Annotated in this window: 16 protein-coding genes; 9 read left to right on the plus strand and 7 right to left on the minus strand. The window is 71.6% G+C overall.

What is annotated here, in order from left to right; translation table 11 throughout:
- Positions 1-22 precede the first annotated feature (22 nt).
- Positions 23-1309 (minus strand): cytochrome P450, encoded by a 1287-nt coding sequence (locus tag AB0E24_RS37770; RefSeq protein WP_359384056.1) that lies wholly within the window; start codon positions 1307-1309, stop codon positions 23-25.
- Positions 1310-1876: 567 nt separating this feature from the next.
- Here AB0E24_RS37770 and AB0E24_RS37775 point away from each other — a divergent pair.
- The 6 genes from AB0E24_RS37775 to AB0E24_RS37800 all read left to right on the plus strand — a co-directional run bounded on the left by AB0E24_RS37775 (position 1877) and on the right by AB0E24_RS37800 (position 8630).
- A complete protein-coding gene (locus AB0E24_RS37775; protein ID WP_141729741.1) occupies positions 1877-2848 on the plus strand; it encodes a trypsin-like serine peptidase in 972 nt (323 codons plus the stop codon).
- Between the two features lie 68 nt (positions 2849-2916).
- On the plus strand, positions 2917-3159 hold the full coding sequence (locus AB0E24_RS37780) for a hypothetical protein (protein WP_102933676.1): 243 nt from the start codon (positions 2917-2919) through the stop codon (positions 3157-3159).
- An 18-nt stretch (positions 3160-3177) separates the two neighbouring features.
- Positions 3178-4473: a sensor histidine kinase gene (locus AB0E24_RS37785; protein ID WP_141729740.1), complete on the plus strand. Its 1296-nt coding sequence runs from the start codon at positions 3178-3180 to the stop codon at positions 4471-4473.
- The gene (locus tag AB0E24_RS37790) at positions 4470-5120 is read left to right on the plus strand and encodes a response regulator (protein WP_069873017.1); all 651 of its coding nucleotides are present in this window, start codon (positions 4470-4472) and stop codon (positions 5118-5120) included. The genes AB0E24_RS37785 and AB0E24_RS37790 overlap by 4 nt, the downstream gene beginning before the upstream one ends.
- Before the next feature lie 156 nt (positions 5121-5276).
- A complete protein-coding gene (locus AB0E24_RS37795; protein WP_147966791.1) occupies positions 5277-6044 on the plus strand; it encodes an ABC transporter ATP-binding protein in 768 nt (255 codons plus the stop codon).
- A gap of 54 nt (positions 6045-6098) precedes the next feature.
- Positions 6099-8630: an ABC transporter permease gene (locus AB0E24_RS37800; RefSeq protein WP_359384062.1), complete on the plus strand. Its 2532-nt coding sequence runs from the start codon at positions 6099-6101 to the stop codon at positions 8628-8630.
- A 137-nt stretch (positions 8631-8767) separates the two neighbouring features.
- Here the strand turns inward: AB0E24_RS37800 and AB0E24_RS37805 are convergent, their stop codons facing one another.
- Both AB0E24_RS37805 and AB0E24_RS37810 read right to left on the minus strand, forming a co-directional pair.
- Positions 8768-9322, minus strand: coding sequence for a TetR/AcrR family transcriptional regulator (locus AB0E24_RS37805; protein WP_079256442.1), 555 nt, complete (start codon positions 9320-9322; stop codon positions 8768-8770).
- A 62-nt stretch (positions 9323-9384) separates the two neighbouring features.
- Positions 9385-9858 (minus strand): nuclear transport factor 2 family protein, encoded by a 474-nt coding sequence (locus AB0E24_RS37810; RefSeq protein WP_069873026.1) that lies wholly within the window; start codon positions 9856-9858, stop codon positions 9385-9387.
- A gap of 222 nt (positions 9859-10080) precedes the next feature.
- On the opposite strand from AB0E24_RS37810, the gene AB0E24_RS37815 reads away from it, so the two are divergent.
- Complete coding sequence (locus AB0E24_RS37815) at positions 10081-10449, plus strand: FAD-binding oxidoreductase (protein WP_359384066.1); 369 nt, start codon at positions 10081-10083, stop codon at positions 10447-10449.
- A 120-nt stretch (positions 10450-10569) separates the two neighbouring features.
- Here the strand turns inward: AB0E24_RS37815 and AB0E24_RS37820 are convergent, their stop codons facing one another.
- The 3 genes from AB0E24_RS37820 to AB0E24_RS37830 form a co-directional block, all read right to left on the minus strand.
- Positions 10570-11928 (minus strand): MFS transporter, encoded by a 1359-nt coding sequence (locus AB0E24_RS37820; RefSeq protein ID WP_435865365.1) that lies wholly within the window; start codon positions 11926-11928, stop codon positions 10570-10572.
- A 237-nt stretch (positions 11929-12165) separates the two neighbouring features.
- A complete protein-coding gene (locus AB0E24_RS37825) occupies positions 12166-12957 on the minus strand; it encodes a thioesterase family protein (RefSeq protein WP_359384068.1) in 792 nt (263 codons plus the stop codon).
- Positions 12958-12991: 34 nt separating this feature from the next.
- On the minus strand, positions 12992-13114 hold the full coding sequence (locus AB0E24_RS37830) for a hypothetical protein (RefSeq protein WP_257788910.1): 123 nt from the start codon (positions 13112-13114) through the stop codon (positions 12992-12994).
- 68 nt (positions 13115-13182) lie between these two features.
- On the opposite strand from AB0E24_RS37830, the gene AB0E24_RS37835 reads away from it, so the two are divergent.
- Positions 13183-13842, plus strand: a complete 660-nt coding sequence (locus AB0E24_RS37835; RefSeq protein WP_093702625.1) for a YceI family protein — start codon at positions 13183-13185, stop codon at positions 13840-13842.
- 106 nt (positions 13843-13948) lie between these two features.
- Here AB0E24_RS37835 and AB0E24_RS37840 read toward each other — a convergent pair whose 3' ends face one another.
- Positions 13949-14323, minus strand: coding sequence for a winged helix-turn-helix transcriptional regulator (locus AB0E24_RS37840; protein WP_093702624.1), 375 nt, complete (start codon positions 14321-14323; stop codon positions 13949-13951).
- Between the two features lie 132 nt (positions 14324-14455).
- Between AB0E24_RS37840 and AB0E24_RS37845 the strand changes: the two genes are divergently transcribed.
- A complete protein-coding gene (locus tag AB0E24_RS37845) occupies positions 14456-15424 on the plus strand; it encodes an NADP-dependent oxidoreductase (protein WP_435865366.1) in 969 nt (322 codons plus the stop codon).
- The last annotated feature ends 74 nt before the right edge of the window (positions 15425-15498 follow it).

A 15498-nucleotide genomic window follows, 5' to 3' on the forward strand; every position in this document is an offset into this window, starting at 1 on the left:
GTCTATTCCGGCCCCCCGTGTGCTAACCCGCGGTGACCGGGGTGGGGCTGAAGGTGACCGGCAGGGAGTCCAGGCAGCGGTACCAGAAGGAGTCCACCCACGACAGCTCCTCGGGCTCGACCGCCAGCGTCAGGTCGGGTACGCGGTCCAGCAGCACTTCGATCGCCGTTTCCGCGATGACCCTGGCCGTCTCGGGACCGCCCACCGGGCAGCCGTACTCGCCACCGCTGAACGCGACGTGGGAGTGGTTCCCGGCGTGGCCGACGGGGGTGTCCGGCCACAGCAGCGGATCGGCGTTGGCGGCGGCGAGGCCGAGGACGACGAGGTCGCCGGCGCGGATACGCTGGCCGCCGAGGCTGGTGTCGCGGGTGGCGTAGCGCCCGATGAGGTTCTGGAGCGGGGAGTCCGCCCACAGCACCTCGTTCATGGCCTCGCCGATGCTGCGGCGGTTGCCCGAGAGCGTCATGGCGAACCGCTCGTCGGTGAGCATCAGCCGCAGGGTGTTGCCGATCCAGTACGAGGTGAGCGGCAGCGCCGCGGCCATCAGCACCATCACGTCCGCGGTCTGCTGCTCCTCGGTGAGCTCCGGGGTGTTCAGGACGAACTGCGAGGTGAGATCGGGGCCCGGCGCCTCGCGCTTGGCCTTCACCAGCTCCGCCACGTACGCGGCGACCCGCTGCTGTCCGGCGATGGCCTCCTCGCCGGAGAGGAACGAGACGGTCAGCCCCTGCGCCAGGGCCCCCAGCCCGGCCTCGTCCTCGGACAGGCCGAACAGCTCGGCCGTGGCGAGGGCGGGCACCGAGTAGATGTAGTCGTACACCAGGTCCGCCCTGCCGTTCGGGGTGAACTTGTCGATCAGCTGGTCGGCGAAGCGCTCACAGTGGCCGCGCAGCACGAAGGGGTCGACGGTGGCGAGGGCCTCGCTGGCGGCCGTGGAGCGCCGCCGGTGCTCATCCCCCTCCGTGAAGGTCATCATCGGGCTGTACGCCACCCATGGCATCAGCGGCCAGTCCGGCGGCACGCCGTCCCATCCGTTCCAGCGGCGCGGGTCCCGGCCGAAGGTGTCGGTGTCGGACAGCACATGGCGTGTCTCGCGGTAGCCGAGGACGAACCAGGCGTCGATATCGCCTTCGAGCAGGACGGGGGCCACCTGTCCGCCGTCACGCCGTATCCGCTGGTAGGTCTCGGCCGGGTGGCGCCGGAACTCCGGCCCGTACAGCCGTGCGGCGTGTGCGGGGCAGCCCGGGGGCGGCGTGTCCGGCGAATGGTCCGGGGCCTGCGGGTCCTGGTCGTCCTGGGGGTTCGTCACTGTGTTGACTTCCTCGGAGCGGCGGGTCTGCTGGGCTGCCGGGAGGCTAACGAAGTGATCGCCTCTGGCCAACTTCCCCGCCGTGAACGAATCCCGCGGCGAGGGGGTCCGGTGCGCCGGATCGGTCGTGGGCGCGGTGGGACGGTGAGCGGTCCAACGTGCCCCAGCATCCGCTGCGGCGGGCGGTGCCCATCACGTTGTGCGGGACTGCTGTGAATGCGTAAATGCTCTTCCAGGAATTCGCGCGGAGAAATGTGATTGCGGGTTCCGGACACTGTGGGGGGTCGGGCGGCCGCCGTCACGTGGACGGTGCCGGGCGTTGACGCGCGTTGACACCTCGGAATTCCTCGTTCATCGCGGACAAGACCCGTTCCACTTTTGCCGGAAAGGGCAGCCCAGGGGCCGGGGTGCCATTTTCCGTACCGGGCCGGGGGTGTAATGCCTGACCAGATACCGTTCTCCCGGCCAACAGGCCCTTGGCGTGGGCACTTCATAGCGCGATACGGTGCGCCCGGGATTTCGCCGGGAGCGTCCGCTCCCCGTCCCGATCAAAATGTGGGGGGATCGATGCAGATACGTAAGGTCGTTTTAGCGGCGAGCGGAGCGGTTTTCGCGTTCGCCCTGATGATTCCGGCGGCCGCGTCCGCCGATTCGCATGTCACCGTCGCACAGGCCGCGGATCACGCGGTGTCCACGGAGAAGAGTGCCGCGTCCCGCGTGTCCGCCGAGAATTACTGGACGCCGCAGCGCATGCGCAGAGCCGTCGAGGCCGACACGCCCGCCGACGCCAAGGCGTCCCGGAAGGCGGCCATCGACGCGGCGGCCAAGCCCGCACAGCTCGCGAGACCCCAGAAGGCCACCACATCGAAGAAGGCGCCCGGTATCCGGATCGCCACCTCGATCGTGCAGGGCAAGGTCTTCTTCCACAACCCGACCAACGGCGGCGACTACGCCTGCTCCGCCGCGGCGGTCAACAACCCCACGAAGAACATGGTGTTCACCGCCGGCCACTGCGTCCACGGTGGCGCCGGCGGCACCTGGGCGACCAACTGGGTGTTCGTACCCGCCTACTACAACGGCTCGCGGCCGTACGGCACCTGGTCCGCCAAGACGCTGACCTCGTTCAACGGCTGGATCAACAGCAGCGATCTGAACTACGACATCGGCGTGGCCAACGTCTGGGACAACGGCTCCAGCAAGCTGGTCAACACCGTCGGCGGCATGGGGCTCGGCTACAACTACGGGTACGTCAACACCGTCACCGTCTGGGGCTATCCGGCCGCCTTCGGCTACGACGGTGAGGTGCCCTACGTCTGCCAGAACATCGGCACATGGCAGGACGGCTCGCGGGTGCAGAACGGGTGCACCATGGTCGAGGGCGCCAGCGGCGGCCCCTGGCTGCGGGACTACAACGAGACCACGGGCCTGGGGACCGAGATCGGGGTCACCAGCACCCGGACCGATCCGCCCGCCTATATCGACAGCCCCTACTTCGACAGCAAGATCCAAACGATTTACAACAACACCGCCAACGGCTGAGCACCACACCGCATTCGGCCGGGGCCCCGAACCAGGGGTCCCGGCCTCCAGCATCGGGAGAGAACGTCATGCGTCCGCTCACCGCAGCCCTCCTCACCACGGCGATCGTGGGAACCGGCGTCGTCGCGGCCCTCGCCGCCACCGCCCGGGGCGAGGACACCGGAGATCCACCCGCCCCCGACACCCCGCGGACCCACCGCGCGGAGCCGCCGGACCCCTCGTACTGGACACCGGAGCGGGTGCGCGACGCACGGCCCGCGCCCATGCCCACCGACCCGGACGCGACCGGCGGGCGGCGATCGTCGCCGTAGGTGCGTAGGGTGGCGCGGGTGCGAATAGCTGTGTCCTCCGGCCGGCGCGCCGGTTATCGACGTTGGCCGGTGTGGGCCGCGCGATCCGCGCTTGCGCTGTTGTTCCTCCTCTCCGTCTACCAGGACATCGAGGAACGGATCGTCTTCGACCCCGCCTCGGACACCCCCGCGTTCACCGGGGATTGGGCGCCGGTGTGTTCCGGAGCCCTGGCCGGGGCGATGGCCGTGCTGGCCGTCGTACGCGATCCCCGATGGGTTCCGCGGGCCGCGCTGGTGGCCGGTGCCGGCACCTTCGCGGCCACGGTGGCCTACCACCTGCTGCCGGTGAACATGGTGACCAGCGAGACCAGCAGCGGCGAACTCATGGGCCAGCTGGTCCTCCTCGCCGTGGCGGCGCGCCGCTGCGCACCCCGGCCGGCCCTGGTGGCCGTGTCGGTGCTGAGCGTCAGCGTGTTCTCCGTACCGGTGCTGAGGGATGCGGATCCCGGCGACGCCGCCGAGAATCTGCTGCTCCTGCTGGCACTGGCCTTCGTCTGCGGCCTGGTGCTGCGGCTGTACGACGCCCAGCAGGATCGCATGGGCCAGCTGGTGCGCCAGGAGGAACGGCTCGCGCTGGCCCGGGACCTGCATGACACCGTGGCCCACCAGGTGACCGCGATCGTGGTGCAGCTCCAGGCCGTGCGCCATGTCGCCGGGCGGGGCACCCCCGACCCACAGGCGCTGAACGAGATGCTCGAAGCTGTCGAGCACGCGGGTGGCGAGGCGCTGACGTCGATGCGGCGCCTGGTGGGTTCGATGCGCGGCGACGAGACGCCGCGGCATCCGGAGAACCTCGGCGAGGTCCTCACCCGCATCGTCGAGGAGTCACGGGCGACGGGGCTGCCGGTCCGGCTGGACCTCGGGCGGGACCTGCCGGAGGACATCCCCGCGGAGATCACCGGAGGGCTGGGCCGCGTGCTCCAGGAGGCCCTGACCAACGCCCACCGCTATGCGCGCGGGGTGCGGTCGGTGGACGTGTCCGCGCGGGTGGCGGCGGACCATGCCGAACTGGTCGTCGAGGACGACGGACACAGCTCCCAGTCCGGACACCGCGGCAGCCTCGGCCGGCTCGGCGGCGGCTTCGGCATCATCGGCATGCGGGAGCGGATCGAGCTGCTCGGCGGCGCCTTCGAGGCGGGGCACCGCGCCGAAGGCGGATGGCGGGTCCACGCCTCCGTACCGCTGCGTCCCGACGAGGCCGCACGGAGCACGCGTGCGCGCGGGCGCCACGCCGTACGATCCGGGCTGGGGCTACGGGAGGGCAGAACGGCATGACCATACGCATCCTGGTGGCGGACGATCAGCATCTGGTGCGGGCCGGGTTCCGCATGGTGCTGTCGGCCGAGTCCGACATGGAGGTGGTGGCCGAGGCCGCCGACGGGGCCTCGGCGCTCTCGCTGGCCCGCGAGACACGGCCGGACGTATGCCTGGTGGACATCCGGATGCCCCCGCCCGACGGTCTGGAGGTCACCCGCCGGCTGGCCGGCGGCGGTCTGCCCGGAGCACCGAAAGTGGTCGTGGTCACCACCTTCGACCTCGACGAATATGTGTACACGGCGCTGTCGAACGGAGCGTCGGGCTTCCTCCTGAAGGATGCCGGTCCGGCGCTGCTGACCGAGGCCGTCCGGGCGGCCGTCCGCGGGGACGCCATGGTGGCCCCGCAGATCACCCTCCGTCTGCTCCAGCACTTCACCAAGGCCCGGCGACGCGGCACACATGAGCCGGCCGACCCGCTGACGGACCGTGAGGAGGAGGTCATCCAGGGCATCGCCCGCGGGCTGACCAACCCGGAGATCGCCGCCGAGCTGTACATCGCGCCCAGCACGGTCAAGACGCATCTGGGGTCGGTCCAGGCGAAGCTGGGCCTGCGCAACAGGGTCGAGGTCGCGGCCTGGGCCTTCCGTACGGGGCGTGCCGAATAGCGGTCCCGCGGCGATCTCCCCCGATCGGGGGAGGCGGATCCGGATGTTCGGGGGATCCGCCGGCCGGTGGCCGGGCGGGAGGCTCGGAGACGTCGCCATCAGCGGCGACGCCCTCTGCCACGAGGGGTATCCACCGAGCGCCCACCGAGGACCGGCATGCACCCACACCAGCCCCTTTCCGCCCCGGACAGCTACGCGGCCCACGCCACCGATCTGACGAAGGTGTACGGCACGGGGGACACCCGTGTCGTGGCCCTCGACGCGGTCACCGTCGGCTTCGTCAGGGGGCAGTTCACCGCGATCATGGGGCCGTCCGGGTCGGGGAAGTCCACACTGATGCACTGCATGGCCGGTCTGGACTCGCCGTCCTTCGGATCGATCCGCCTCGGTGACACGGAGACCGGCTCCCTGAATGACCGTCAGCTCACCCGGCTGCGCCGCGACCGCATCGGCTTCGTCTTCCAGGCGTTCAACCTGCTGCCCACCCTGAACGCCCTGGAGAACATCACCCTCCCCATGGACATCGCCGGTCGCGAACCGGAGCGGGCCTGGCTGGAGAGCATCATCCAGACCGTCGGCCTGGCCGACCGGCTCGGCCACCGGCCCGCCCAGCTCTCCGGCGGCCAGCAGCAGCGCGTCGCCGTCGCCCGCGCGCTGGCCGGCCGGCCCGACATCGTCTTCGCCGACGAGCCCACCGGCAACCTCGACTCCCGCAGCGGCGCCGAGATCCTCGAATTCCTGCGCGGCTCGGTGAGCGCGCTGGGCCAGACCGTCGTCATGGTCACCCACGACCCCGTCGCCGCCTCCTACGCGGACCGCGTCGTCTTCCTCGCCGACGGCCGCATCGTCGACGAACTCCACGCGCCCACCGCCGAGGCCGTCCTGGAGCGCATGGGCCGCCTGACGCCCGCGCACCAGGTCTGACGCCCGCACCCACCCAGGCACCTCACGCCCGGCACCCTTCCGGAAGGCCGTCCCGTGTTCCGTACCGCCCTGCGCAACGTCCTCGCGCACAAGGCCCGCCTGCTGATGACCATGCTCGCCGTACTGCTCGGCGTGGCCTTCGTCGTGGGCACCCTCGTCTTCACCGACACCGTCGGCAACGCCTACAAGGAGCGCTTCCTCACCACTCTGCGCAGTATCTCGGTCCAGGCCACACCGCCGTTCGACGAGAAGACCGGTGAGCCCGGCACCGTGGGGGAGGACACGCTGCGGAGCCTGCGCCGGCTGCCCGGCGTGGCGTCCGTCACCGGCTCCGTCGAGGGGTTCGCCGCCGTGGCCGCGAAGGACGGCCACCCCCTCGGCGGGGACCACTCGACCGCGGCCGGCAACTACTTCCCCCAGGCCGACGGCAGGGACGACCGCCACCCCCTGACCGCCGGACGCGCCCCCACCGGGCCCGACGAGGTGCTGCTCGACACCAGCACCGCCGACCGGGGCGGCTACGAGGTCGGCGACACCGTCCGGCTGGCCGTCGACGGACCGGTGCTGCACAAGAAACTCGTCGGCATCGTCCGCACCGACGACACCTACGGCTCCGGCGGCACCCTGGTCCTCTTCGACGACACGACCGCGCAGCAGCTGCTCCTGAAGCCCGGCCAGTACGACGGGATCACCCTCGAGGCCGACCGCGGCACCTCCGAGGAGCGGCTCGCGGCCGAGGCACGCGAACTGCTGCCCGAGGACTCCGAGATCAGCACGGGCGCGCAGTTGCGCGAACGGGAGCGGGCGGACGCCGCCGAGGGGACGAGGGGGCTCAGCCAGGTGCTGCTCGTCTTCGCGGCCATCGCCCTGTTCGTCGGTGTCTTCGTCATCGGCAACACCTTCACCATGCTCGTCACCCAGCGTTCGCAGGAGATGGCCCTGATGCGGGCCGTCGGCGCCGAACGCCGCCAGGTGACCCGCTCCGTGCTCGTCGAGGCCGGTCTGCTGGGGCTGTGCGCGGGCGTCGCGGGGTTCCTCCTCGGCATCGGCGTGGCCATGGGCATCCGGCAGCTGTTCGCGTCCACCGGATCCGGCCTCCCCGACGGGCCGCTGGTCATCTCGCCCGGCACCGTACTGATCTCGTTCCTGGTGGGCGTCGTCGTCACCATGCTCGCCGCCTATCTGCCCGCCCGCCGCGCCGCCGCCGTGCCTCCGGTGGCGGCCATGTCCGCGGTCCACACGCCCCCGCCGGCCCGCAGCCTCCGCAGGCGCAACGCGATCGGCGTCGCCCTGATCGCGATCGGTGTGCTCGGCGTGGTGCTCACGGCGTCCAGCGGCGAGTCGGGCAGCACCATCGTGCTCCTCCCGGCCGCCCTGCTGCTCATCGGCATCATCGTGGTGACACCGGCGCTCTCCGGCCCGGCCATCGCGCTCGCCTCACCCCTGCTGCGCCGCTTCGGCGTCCCCGGCACACTGGCCCCGCGCAACGCCCGCCGCAACCCCCGGCGCACCGCCTCCACGGCCTCGGCCCTGATGATCGGGCTGTCCCTGGTCACCGGCCTCACGGTGGTCGCGGTGTCCGCCACGACGGCGCTGCACCAGCGGGCCGAGAACACCGTCAGGGCCGACTTCGAGATCACGTCGAAGAACGGCGGCGGCCTGCCCGCGTCGGTCCACCGCACCCTGGCGAAGTCCGCGGACGTGACCTCCTCCAGCCCGCGGCGCCAGAGCGCCGTGCGGATCGGCGGCGACGAAGTCACCCTGACCGGTGTGGACCCCCGCACCATCGGCGACCTCCTCGACCCCGGCTTCGTCTCCGGGTCGCTCGCGGCACTGGGCGCGGGTGGGGGCAAGGACCTGCTGATCGACACCTCCACCGCCGACATCTACGGATGGACCATGGGGCAGCGTGTCCCGGTGGTCTACGACGACGGCGCCCGCGCCACCCTGCGGATCGGCGGCATCTACCACGACGACGAATTCCTGCCGCCCACCATGATGCCGCTGGCCACCCTCCAGCCCCATCTGAAGGAGATCGAGGACGCCTCGGTCCTGGTGCGCACCAAGGCCGGTGACGGCGAGACGGCACGGCACTCCCTCGAGCGCGCCCTCGACCAGAACCCGCTCATCCGGGTGCGGAACACCGACGACCTGGCCGAGGCGGCCGGTGGCGAGTCCATCACACTGCTCGTCAATGTCCTCTACGGGCTGCTGGCCATGGCGGTGGTGATCGCCGTCCTGGGAGTCGTCAACACCCTCGCGATGTCCGTGTTCGAGCGCACCCGTGAGATCGGGATGCTGCGCGCGGTGGGGCTCCAGCCCGAGCAGACCAAGCGGATGATCCGTCTGGAGTCCGTCCTCATCTCGCTGTTCGGGGCCGTGCTGGGCATCAGCGCGGGCATCTTCCTCGGCTGGGCCGCGGGCCGGCTGGCCTCCGACAGCATCCAGGGGTACGAGATGGTCATCCCCTGGGGCCGCATCGCCGTGGCCCTTGCGGGCGCCGTGCTGGTCGGGGTGGTCGCCGGACTCTGGCCCGCCCGCCGGGCGGCCCGGCTGAACATCCTCACGGCCCTCAAGGCGGACTGAGCAGCGTCACGGGTGGCGGGGCGGGGGCGGTGACACATGAGGCGGACCGGTCCTGCCCTCGTCCGGCCGCATCGTCCGGGCTGCTCCCGGCGCCCGGCCCCGCTCCCGCCACCCCGTACGGGACAGGACGGTGATCGCTACGCCGCCGCCAGCAGGACGCGTGCGGCCTCTTTGGCCTGGTGCGCGGGTTCGGCGCTGCCGGTGATCGCCGCGGTGGTGATGGCTCCTTCGGCCAGGAGGGCCAAGTGGTCGGCCAGCGGGGCCGGTTTGCCCGCGGCCGCCGTCAGATCGGTGAGGTATCCGAAGAACGCCTCCTTGTGGGCGCGTGCCGTCTCGGCGACGGCCGACGAGGTGGCGCCGAGCTCTCCGAAGGAGTTGCTGAACGCGCAGCCGCGGTAGTCCGGCTCGCCGAACCACTCGTAGAGCCAGTCGAAGACCGCCAGGATGCTCTCCTCGGGTGTGGTCCGGGCATCGGCGTACGCGGCCAGCTTCTGGCGCCAGCGGACGTCGCGCCGCCGCAGATACGCCTGTATCAGCTCGCCCTTGGAGGGGAAGAGCTGGTAGAGCCTTTTGAGGGAGACGCCTGACGCGGAGCGGATCTCGTCCATGCCCACCGCTTGGAGCCCCCGTCCGTAGAAAAGGCTCTCGGCCGCGTCGAGGATCCGGAGCTCCGCGGTTTCTGGACTGATCATTTCGCCGATCTCCTGGTGCCGGTCGGTCGGATGGTGCCGGTCGGTGGGGTGGCGCCGGTCGGTCAGAGGCCGAGGTCGCTCAGCCCGGGGTGGTCATCGGGGCGGCGCCCGAGCGGCCAGTGGTACAGGCGCTCCGACTCCTTGATGGGGAGGTCGTTGATGCAGGCGTAGCGCAGGCGCATCAGGCCGTTGTCGTCGAACTCCCAGTTCTCGTTGCCGTAGGAGCGGAACCAGTTGCCGGAGTCGTCGTGGCTTTCGTAGGCGAAGCGCACGGCGATGCGGTTGCCGTCGAAGGCCCACAGCTCCTTGATGAGCCGGTAGTCCAGCTCCCTCGCCCATTTGCGGGTGAGGAAGGCGACGATCTCGTCGCGTCCGGTGGCGAACTCCGCGCGGTTCCGCCAGCGCGAGTCGACGGTGTAGGCCAGGGCGACCTTCTCCGGGTCACGGGAGTTCCAGCCGTCTTCGGCCAGCCGGACCTTCTGGATCGCGGTCTCGCGGGTGAACGGCGGGAAGGGAGGGCGGGGAGCGTCGGCCACGTCGTCTCCTTGAGCATGGGGGAGGGGGCGGGGAGAACGGGTATTCTCCGCGTCGGGTACGACGGTAGGAGAACGGCGGTTCTCGCGCAAGTGCGGCAGGGCCGCCTTCCGGGTGACAGGGGGCGGCAGCGGCGGCAGGGGGCGACGAGCTTGCTTTCTCCTGGCGATGGGTACCGTGCGAACGGAAAGCACCGTGCTCGACGACAAGGCAGGGGACCGCACGTGTTGATCGACGATCTGCGGCAGGCGCTGCCGGACGGCCGGCTGGTCGAGGACCCCGACGTCGCCGCCGGTTTCGTCCACGACGAGGCGGAGTGGGCGCCCTACGGCACCCCTCGCGTCGTGGTGCGGCCACGGACGGCGCGGGAGGTGCGCTCGGTGGTGCGTGCCTGTGTACGGCACGGCGTGCCGCTGGTCACCCGGGGCGCCGGCACCGGCCTCTCCGGTGGCGAACACGGTGTGGGGCTGCTGAAGCGGGACGGTCTGGAGCGGGAGCTCACACCGGCCGTCCTGGACATGCACCGCGCCGTCAAGGCGGCCCTCGACCCGCACGGGATCCTCAACCCGGGCAAGGTCATCGCCCGCGGCTGACCGGGACCTGCTCCGGGGCATGGCTGCTCACACCCCGGACCCCGCGTTCGGAGCACCGAGCCGGGCGGCGACCGTACGGCCGCCGCCCGGCTCGGTGCCGCCCCCGGAGCGGAATGTCGCTCAGGAGGTGTCCGCCGCCCGGAGCGACTCGGGGCGAGGGGCGGCGGGGCCCCGCTCGTGGCGTATCTCTTTCGTGGCGCCGCGCGGTGCGATCCGGGCGCGCAGGGACACCACCGTCAGCAAAGCGAGGGCCGTGCCCATGAGCGGCACCGTGAAGGCGGCGCTCGCGCCGAAGCCGTCCGCCAGCTGTCCGCCCGCCGTCACCGCCGCGGCCTGCCCCAGCGCGACCGAGCCGGTCAGCCAGGTGAACGCCTCCGTCCGGGACGTGGCCGGGACCAGGGCCTCCACCAGGGTGTAGCCGGTGATCAGCGCCGGTGCGACGCACAGCCCCGCGAGCAGTCCAAGCCCGCCCAGCGGCAGTGGCGTGGGCACCGCCCACAGCGTCGAGCAGACCAGGGTCAGCGCGGCGTAGGAGGTCAGCAGCCGCCGCCGCGGGGAGGTGCGCCAGGCGATGGCGCCGCAGGCCACGCCCGCGAACATGTTGCCCGCCGCGAAGACGCCGTACAGCACACCGTTCAGGCCGGGCTGACCGTGCTCCTGGGTGAAGGCGGTCAGTGCCACCTGCATACCGCCGAAGACCGAACCGATGCCCAGGAAGGCCACGGCCAGGACACGCACACCCGGCACCGACAGGGCCGAGGCGTGCCGCTCCCGCGTGTCTGCCCGAGCGGGGCCCGGCCGCGGCGCGGTACGGCGCTGGGCCGCGAAGAGCAGTCCGCCCGCGAGGGTCAGCGCCGCCTCCGCGATCAGGCCGGAGGCCGGGTGCACACCGGTGCTCAGACCGGTCGCGAGCACGGGGCCGATGACAAATGTGAGCTCGTCCGTCACGGACTCGAACGCGGCCGCGGTCGCCGGCAGCGGATGGCGCCCCGAACGCGGGCCGGGTCCGCCCGCGGCGCCGTCCCCGAGTACGGCCGCCCAGCGGGCCCGCACCATGGGTCCGACCTGCGGGACGGAGGCGCCCGTCGGCACCGCGGCGGCGATCAGCGCCCACAGGGGCGCGTGCACCAGCGCGAGCGCGGTCAGCAGGGCCGCGGCCGCCGCGTGGATCAGCACCCCCGGCACCAGAACCGCGCTCTGCCCGTGGCGGTCGGCCAGCTTGCCGCTCCGCGGCGCGAACAGCGCCATGGAGACGCCGGTGACGGCCGCGACCACACCGGCGACACCGTACGACCCGGTGGTGTGGCGCAGCAGCAGCACGATGCTGATCGTCAGCATCGCGAACGGCTGCCGGGCGGCGAAACCGGGCAGCAGGAAGCTCCACGCGCCCGGTGTGCGGAGCAGTTGCCCGTAGCCCGCGCGCGGTGCGGGAGGGGGCTCTACGGGAGGAGGGGTGGTGCTGGAGACCGCGGATGCCACGGCCGACGCCTTTCCGCCGCCTGGTAGCGCACCCGGGCCGGCATGGCGGAGTGCGCCGAGAGCTGTCCTCTCGCGCTGGACCGGGGTAGATACCGGGTCCGCGCCGAGCAGGGGGCAGAAGACCGCGGCCGCCGAGCGGTCGCGCCAGCTCTGCGTCAGGCAGAGTGGTTCGTTGCTTGCGGCGTCATCGTACAGGCGAGCCGCCACCCCACCGGTGGCGGCGGGTCCCGTACGCGGTCAGGTGCCGGGCAGGGGGCGGACGGTGAGGATCTGCTGGGCGTGGCCGACCGGACCGCGCAGATCGTGCAGCACGGTGCTGGTGATGCCCTGGCCGGTGTCGCCGAAGGTGACCGTGGTGTCCAGCCCGGCCCAGCGGCCCTCCGGCCGGCGGTGGAGGTGGATGGTCAGATCGACGTTGGGGAACATCCAGGCGGTGGGCGACTGCCGTACGGCGATGCCGTTGGCGGTGTCGATCAGCGTGATGTACGAGGCCAGCGGGGTGCTGGTCTGCCCGGCCACGAGGTCGAGCGGGGTGGAGACCCATACGGTGGCGCGGCCCGGCCGGGGCGGTGCGAGCGGACGGGAGTCCAGGGAGGCGATGTACCCGCCGGGCCACAGCGAGGCCATCGCCCAGGGGGCGAGCCGCTCGGGAGGGGTGAGCCGGTCCCCGGCGCCACCGGCGACGGCGGCGGTGTCCACGGCGGCGAGGAGCCAGGCTCGGGCCCGGACCACCGGGCGGTCGGCGATGAGCACGACGGCTTCGAGGAGCTCGATGGTGCGGCCGGGCCGGATGGTCTCCACTCGGATCTCGCACTCGTCGAGGGCGAGGCGCCCGAGGATGTCGAAGCTGATCCGGCTGAGGAGCAGTCCGGTGTCCGGACGGGTGGCGAGATGGCGGTCGATGGCATGGACGATGAGACCGCCGAGCGGGCTGAAGTGCTGCTCATCGGTGCTCCAGGCGCCACTGACGTGGGGGGTGGGCTTGTAGCGGTGTTCGTCGATCGGCTCGTAGTAGCTGTCGGTCGTCAACGGGTGCTTCTCCTCGGCGGGAACATCGCGGTGATCAAAGGGCGTTGACCAGGATGACGTATCCGGCGGTGCGCACGCCGCCCGCACCTTGGTCGCGCCAGGCGTGTGGGCGGGCACCGGCGGGCATGCTCGCGGGGTCCCGGAGGCACTTACTCAAGATTCTTGTGTATCTGCTCTTGATCAAGGGTTGCGTCACCCCCTAGGTTGAAAGTAACAACGGGTGGCATGAACCTGTTCAGCCGCAGTACCCCCCGTCGTGCGGTCCCCAACGCCGCGCCGGCGGTCCCCCCTACCCGGGCGACGTCCGCCGGTGCCGTCGCTCTGCCGGATCCCGATCTCGCGGCTCTCACCGGAGAGTGGATCGTCGACCCGGCGCACAGCCGGATCGGTTTCTCCGTCCGGCACGCCATGGTGACCACGGTGCGTGGCGCCTTCGCGGAGTTCCAGAGCCGCCTCTACTTCGACGGCCGCGATCCGCGCCGCTCCCGGGCCGAGGTCCTGATGTCCACCGCGAGTGTCCAGACCGGTGTCGAGCAGCGCGACGACCACCTGATGGGCCGGGATTTCCTGGACGCCAGAACCTACCCGCACATCCGGTTCGCCAGCACCGCCGTGGAGGTCGTGGGCACGGACGTCTACCGGATGACCGGGGACCTCACGATCAGAGACATCACCCGCCCCGTGATCCTGGAGCTCACCTATATCGGGCAGGTCACGGACCCCTTCGGCTACCAGCGGGCGGGCTTCGACGGTACGACCACCATCAACCGCTCCGAATGGGGCCTGACCTACAACGCCAGACTGGCCGAGGGCGGCGCCCTGGTGAGTGAGAAGGTCCGCCTCCAGTTCGACATCGCGGCCATCCGCACCGCCCCCGCGTTCTGACGGGGCCCCGGGCTCGCAGGGAGCCGCGGGGTTCGAAAAGGGCGCCCTCTCGTCCGTGGGGAGGGTGCTGCGGGGGACGGGCGGCGGTGACGGGGGACCGGCGCCGTCACGCGGGCGTCGCGGGCGCGGTGGTGAGGTCCAGGTTGTCCTCGACCCATATGCGCAGATTCCGCAGCGGGATGGACGCGCTGCGGCCCAGGGGAGTGAGTTCGTACTCCACATGGAGCGGGACGGCCGGGTAAACGGTGCGCTCGACGAGCCCGGCGCCCTCGATGCGGCGCAGCGTCTGGGTGAGCACCTTCGGGCTGATGCCCTGAAGGCGGCGCTGGAGCGCGCCGAACCGCAGCGGGCCGTCCTCCAGGGCCCCGATGGCGAGCGCCGACCATTTGTTCGCCAGCAGGTCCAGCATGGCGCGGCACGGGCACTGGGCCTCGTACACATCATGATGGTCGTGCTGGCCGGTGTGACATCGCGTGCTCATGGAGCGACCTCCGAATGCTGGTACTACCCAAAAGGTAGCAGTGTCCCTTGTGGGTAACCAGAGCCCGGCGGATAGCGTGCGAACGCGTCCGGAGAGCGGGCGCGAGAGAACGGATGAGCTCAGGAGGCACACGTGGCCAGGTCCATGATGCGTGCGGTGGTGCAGGATGCGCTCGGCGGCCCGGAGGTGCTGCGCGTCGCGGAGGTCCCGCGGCCGGAGCCGCTGCCCACCGAGGTGCTGGTGCGGGTGCGCGCCGCCGGTGTCAACCCGGTCGACTGGAAGACCCGCCAGGGCGGCGGTATGGCCGGTGTGCTCGGCGACCCGCCGTTCACCCTGGGCTGGGATGTCTCCGGCGTGGTCGAGGAGGTCGGGTTCGGGGTGACCACCCTGGCCCCCGGCGACGAGGTGTACGGCATGCCGTGGTTCCCCCGCCAGGCCGGCGGCTACGCCGAGTTCGTCACGGCTCCCTCTCGTCAGTTCGCCCGCAAGCCCGGCACCTTGAGCCATGAGGAGGCGGCAGCCGTGCCGCTGGCGGCGCTGACGGCCTGGCAGATCATCGTGGACACCGCACGGGTGACGGCGGGTCAGCGGGTTCTCGTGCACGCCGCCGCGGGCGGTGTCGGGCACTTCGCCGTCCAGTTCGCCCGGCACCTGGGGGCGCGGGTGGTGGGGACCGCCCGGGGGAGCCGGCACGAATGGCTCGGCCGGCTCGGAGCGGCGGAGCTGGTCGACTACACCGAGCGGCGCTTCGAGGACGTGGTCGAGGACATCGATGTGGTGATCGACCTTCTGGGCGAGGACCACGACGCCACCAGCAGCCGTTCCCTGAAGGTGCTGAAGAAGGGGGGACTGCTGGTGGCCGTCCCCGGTGGCGTCGCCCCCGAGGTGCGACAGGCCGCGGACGCCGCCGGGATGCGTACCACTGGCTTCCTCGTCGAGCCGGACGGCGCCGCCCTCACCACGATCGCCGGGCTGATCGACAAGGGGGAGGTCGTGGTCGAGGTCGAGGAGGTCTTCCCGCTGGAGGAGGCCGCCCGCGCCCACCGCAAGGGCGAGGACGGCCACACCCGCGGCAAGCTGGTCCTCCGCGTCGGCGCCTGATCCGCTCCGCGCGGACGGCGTACGCGCACAGAGTTCACACACATGAATGCGGGGCTGGGTGTGCGCAGACCTTA

Origin of the sequence: Streptomyces malaysiensis subsp. malaysiensis (assembly GCF_040653035.1) — a bacterium.
Taxonomy (GTDB): domain Bacteria; phylum Actinomycetota; class Actinomycetes; order Streptomycetales; family Streptomycetaceae; genus Streptomyces; species Streptomyces malaysiensis.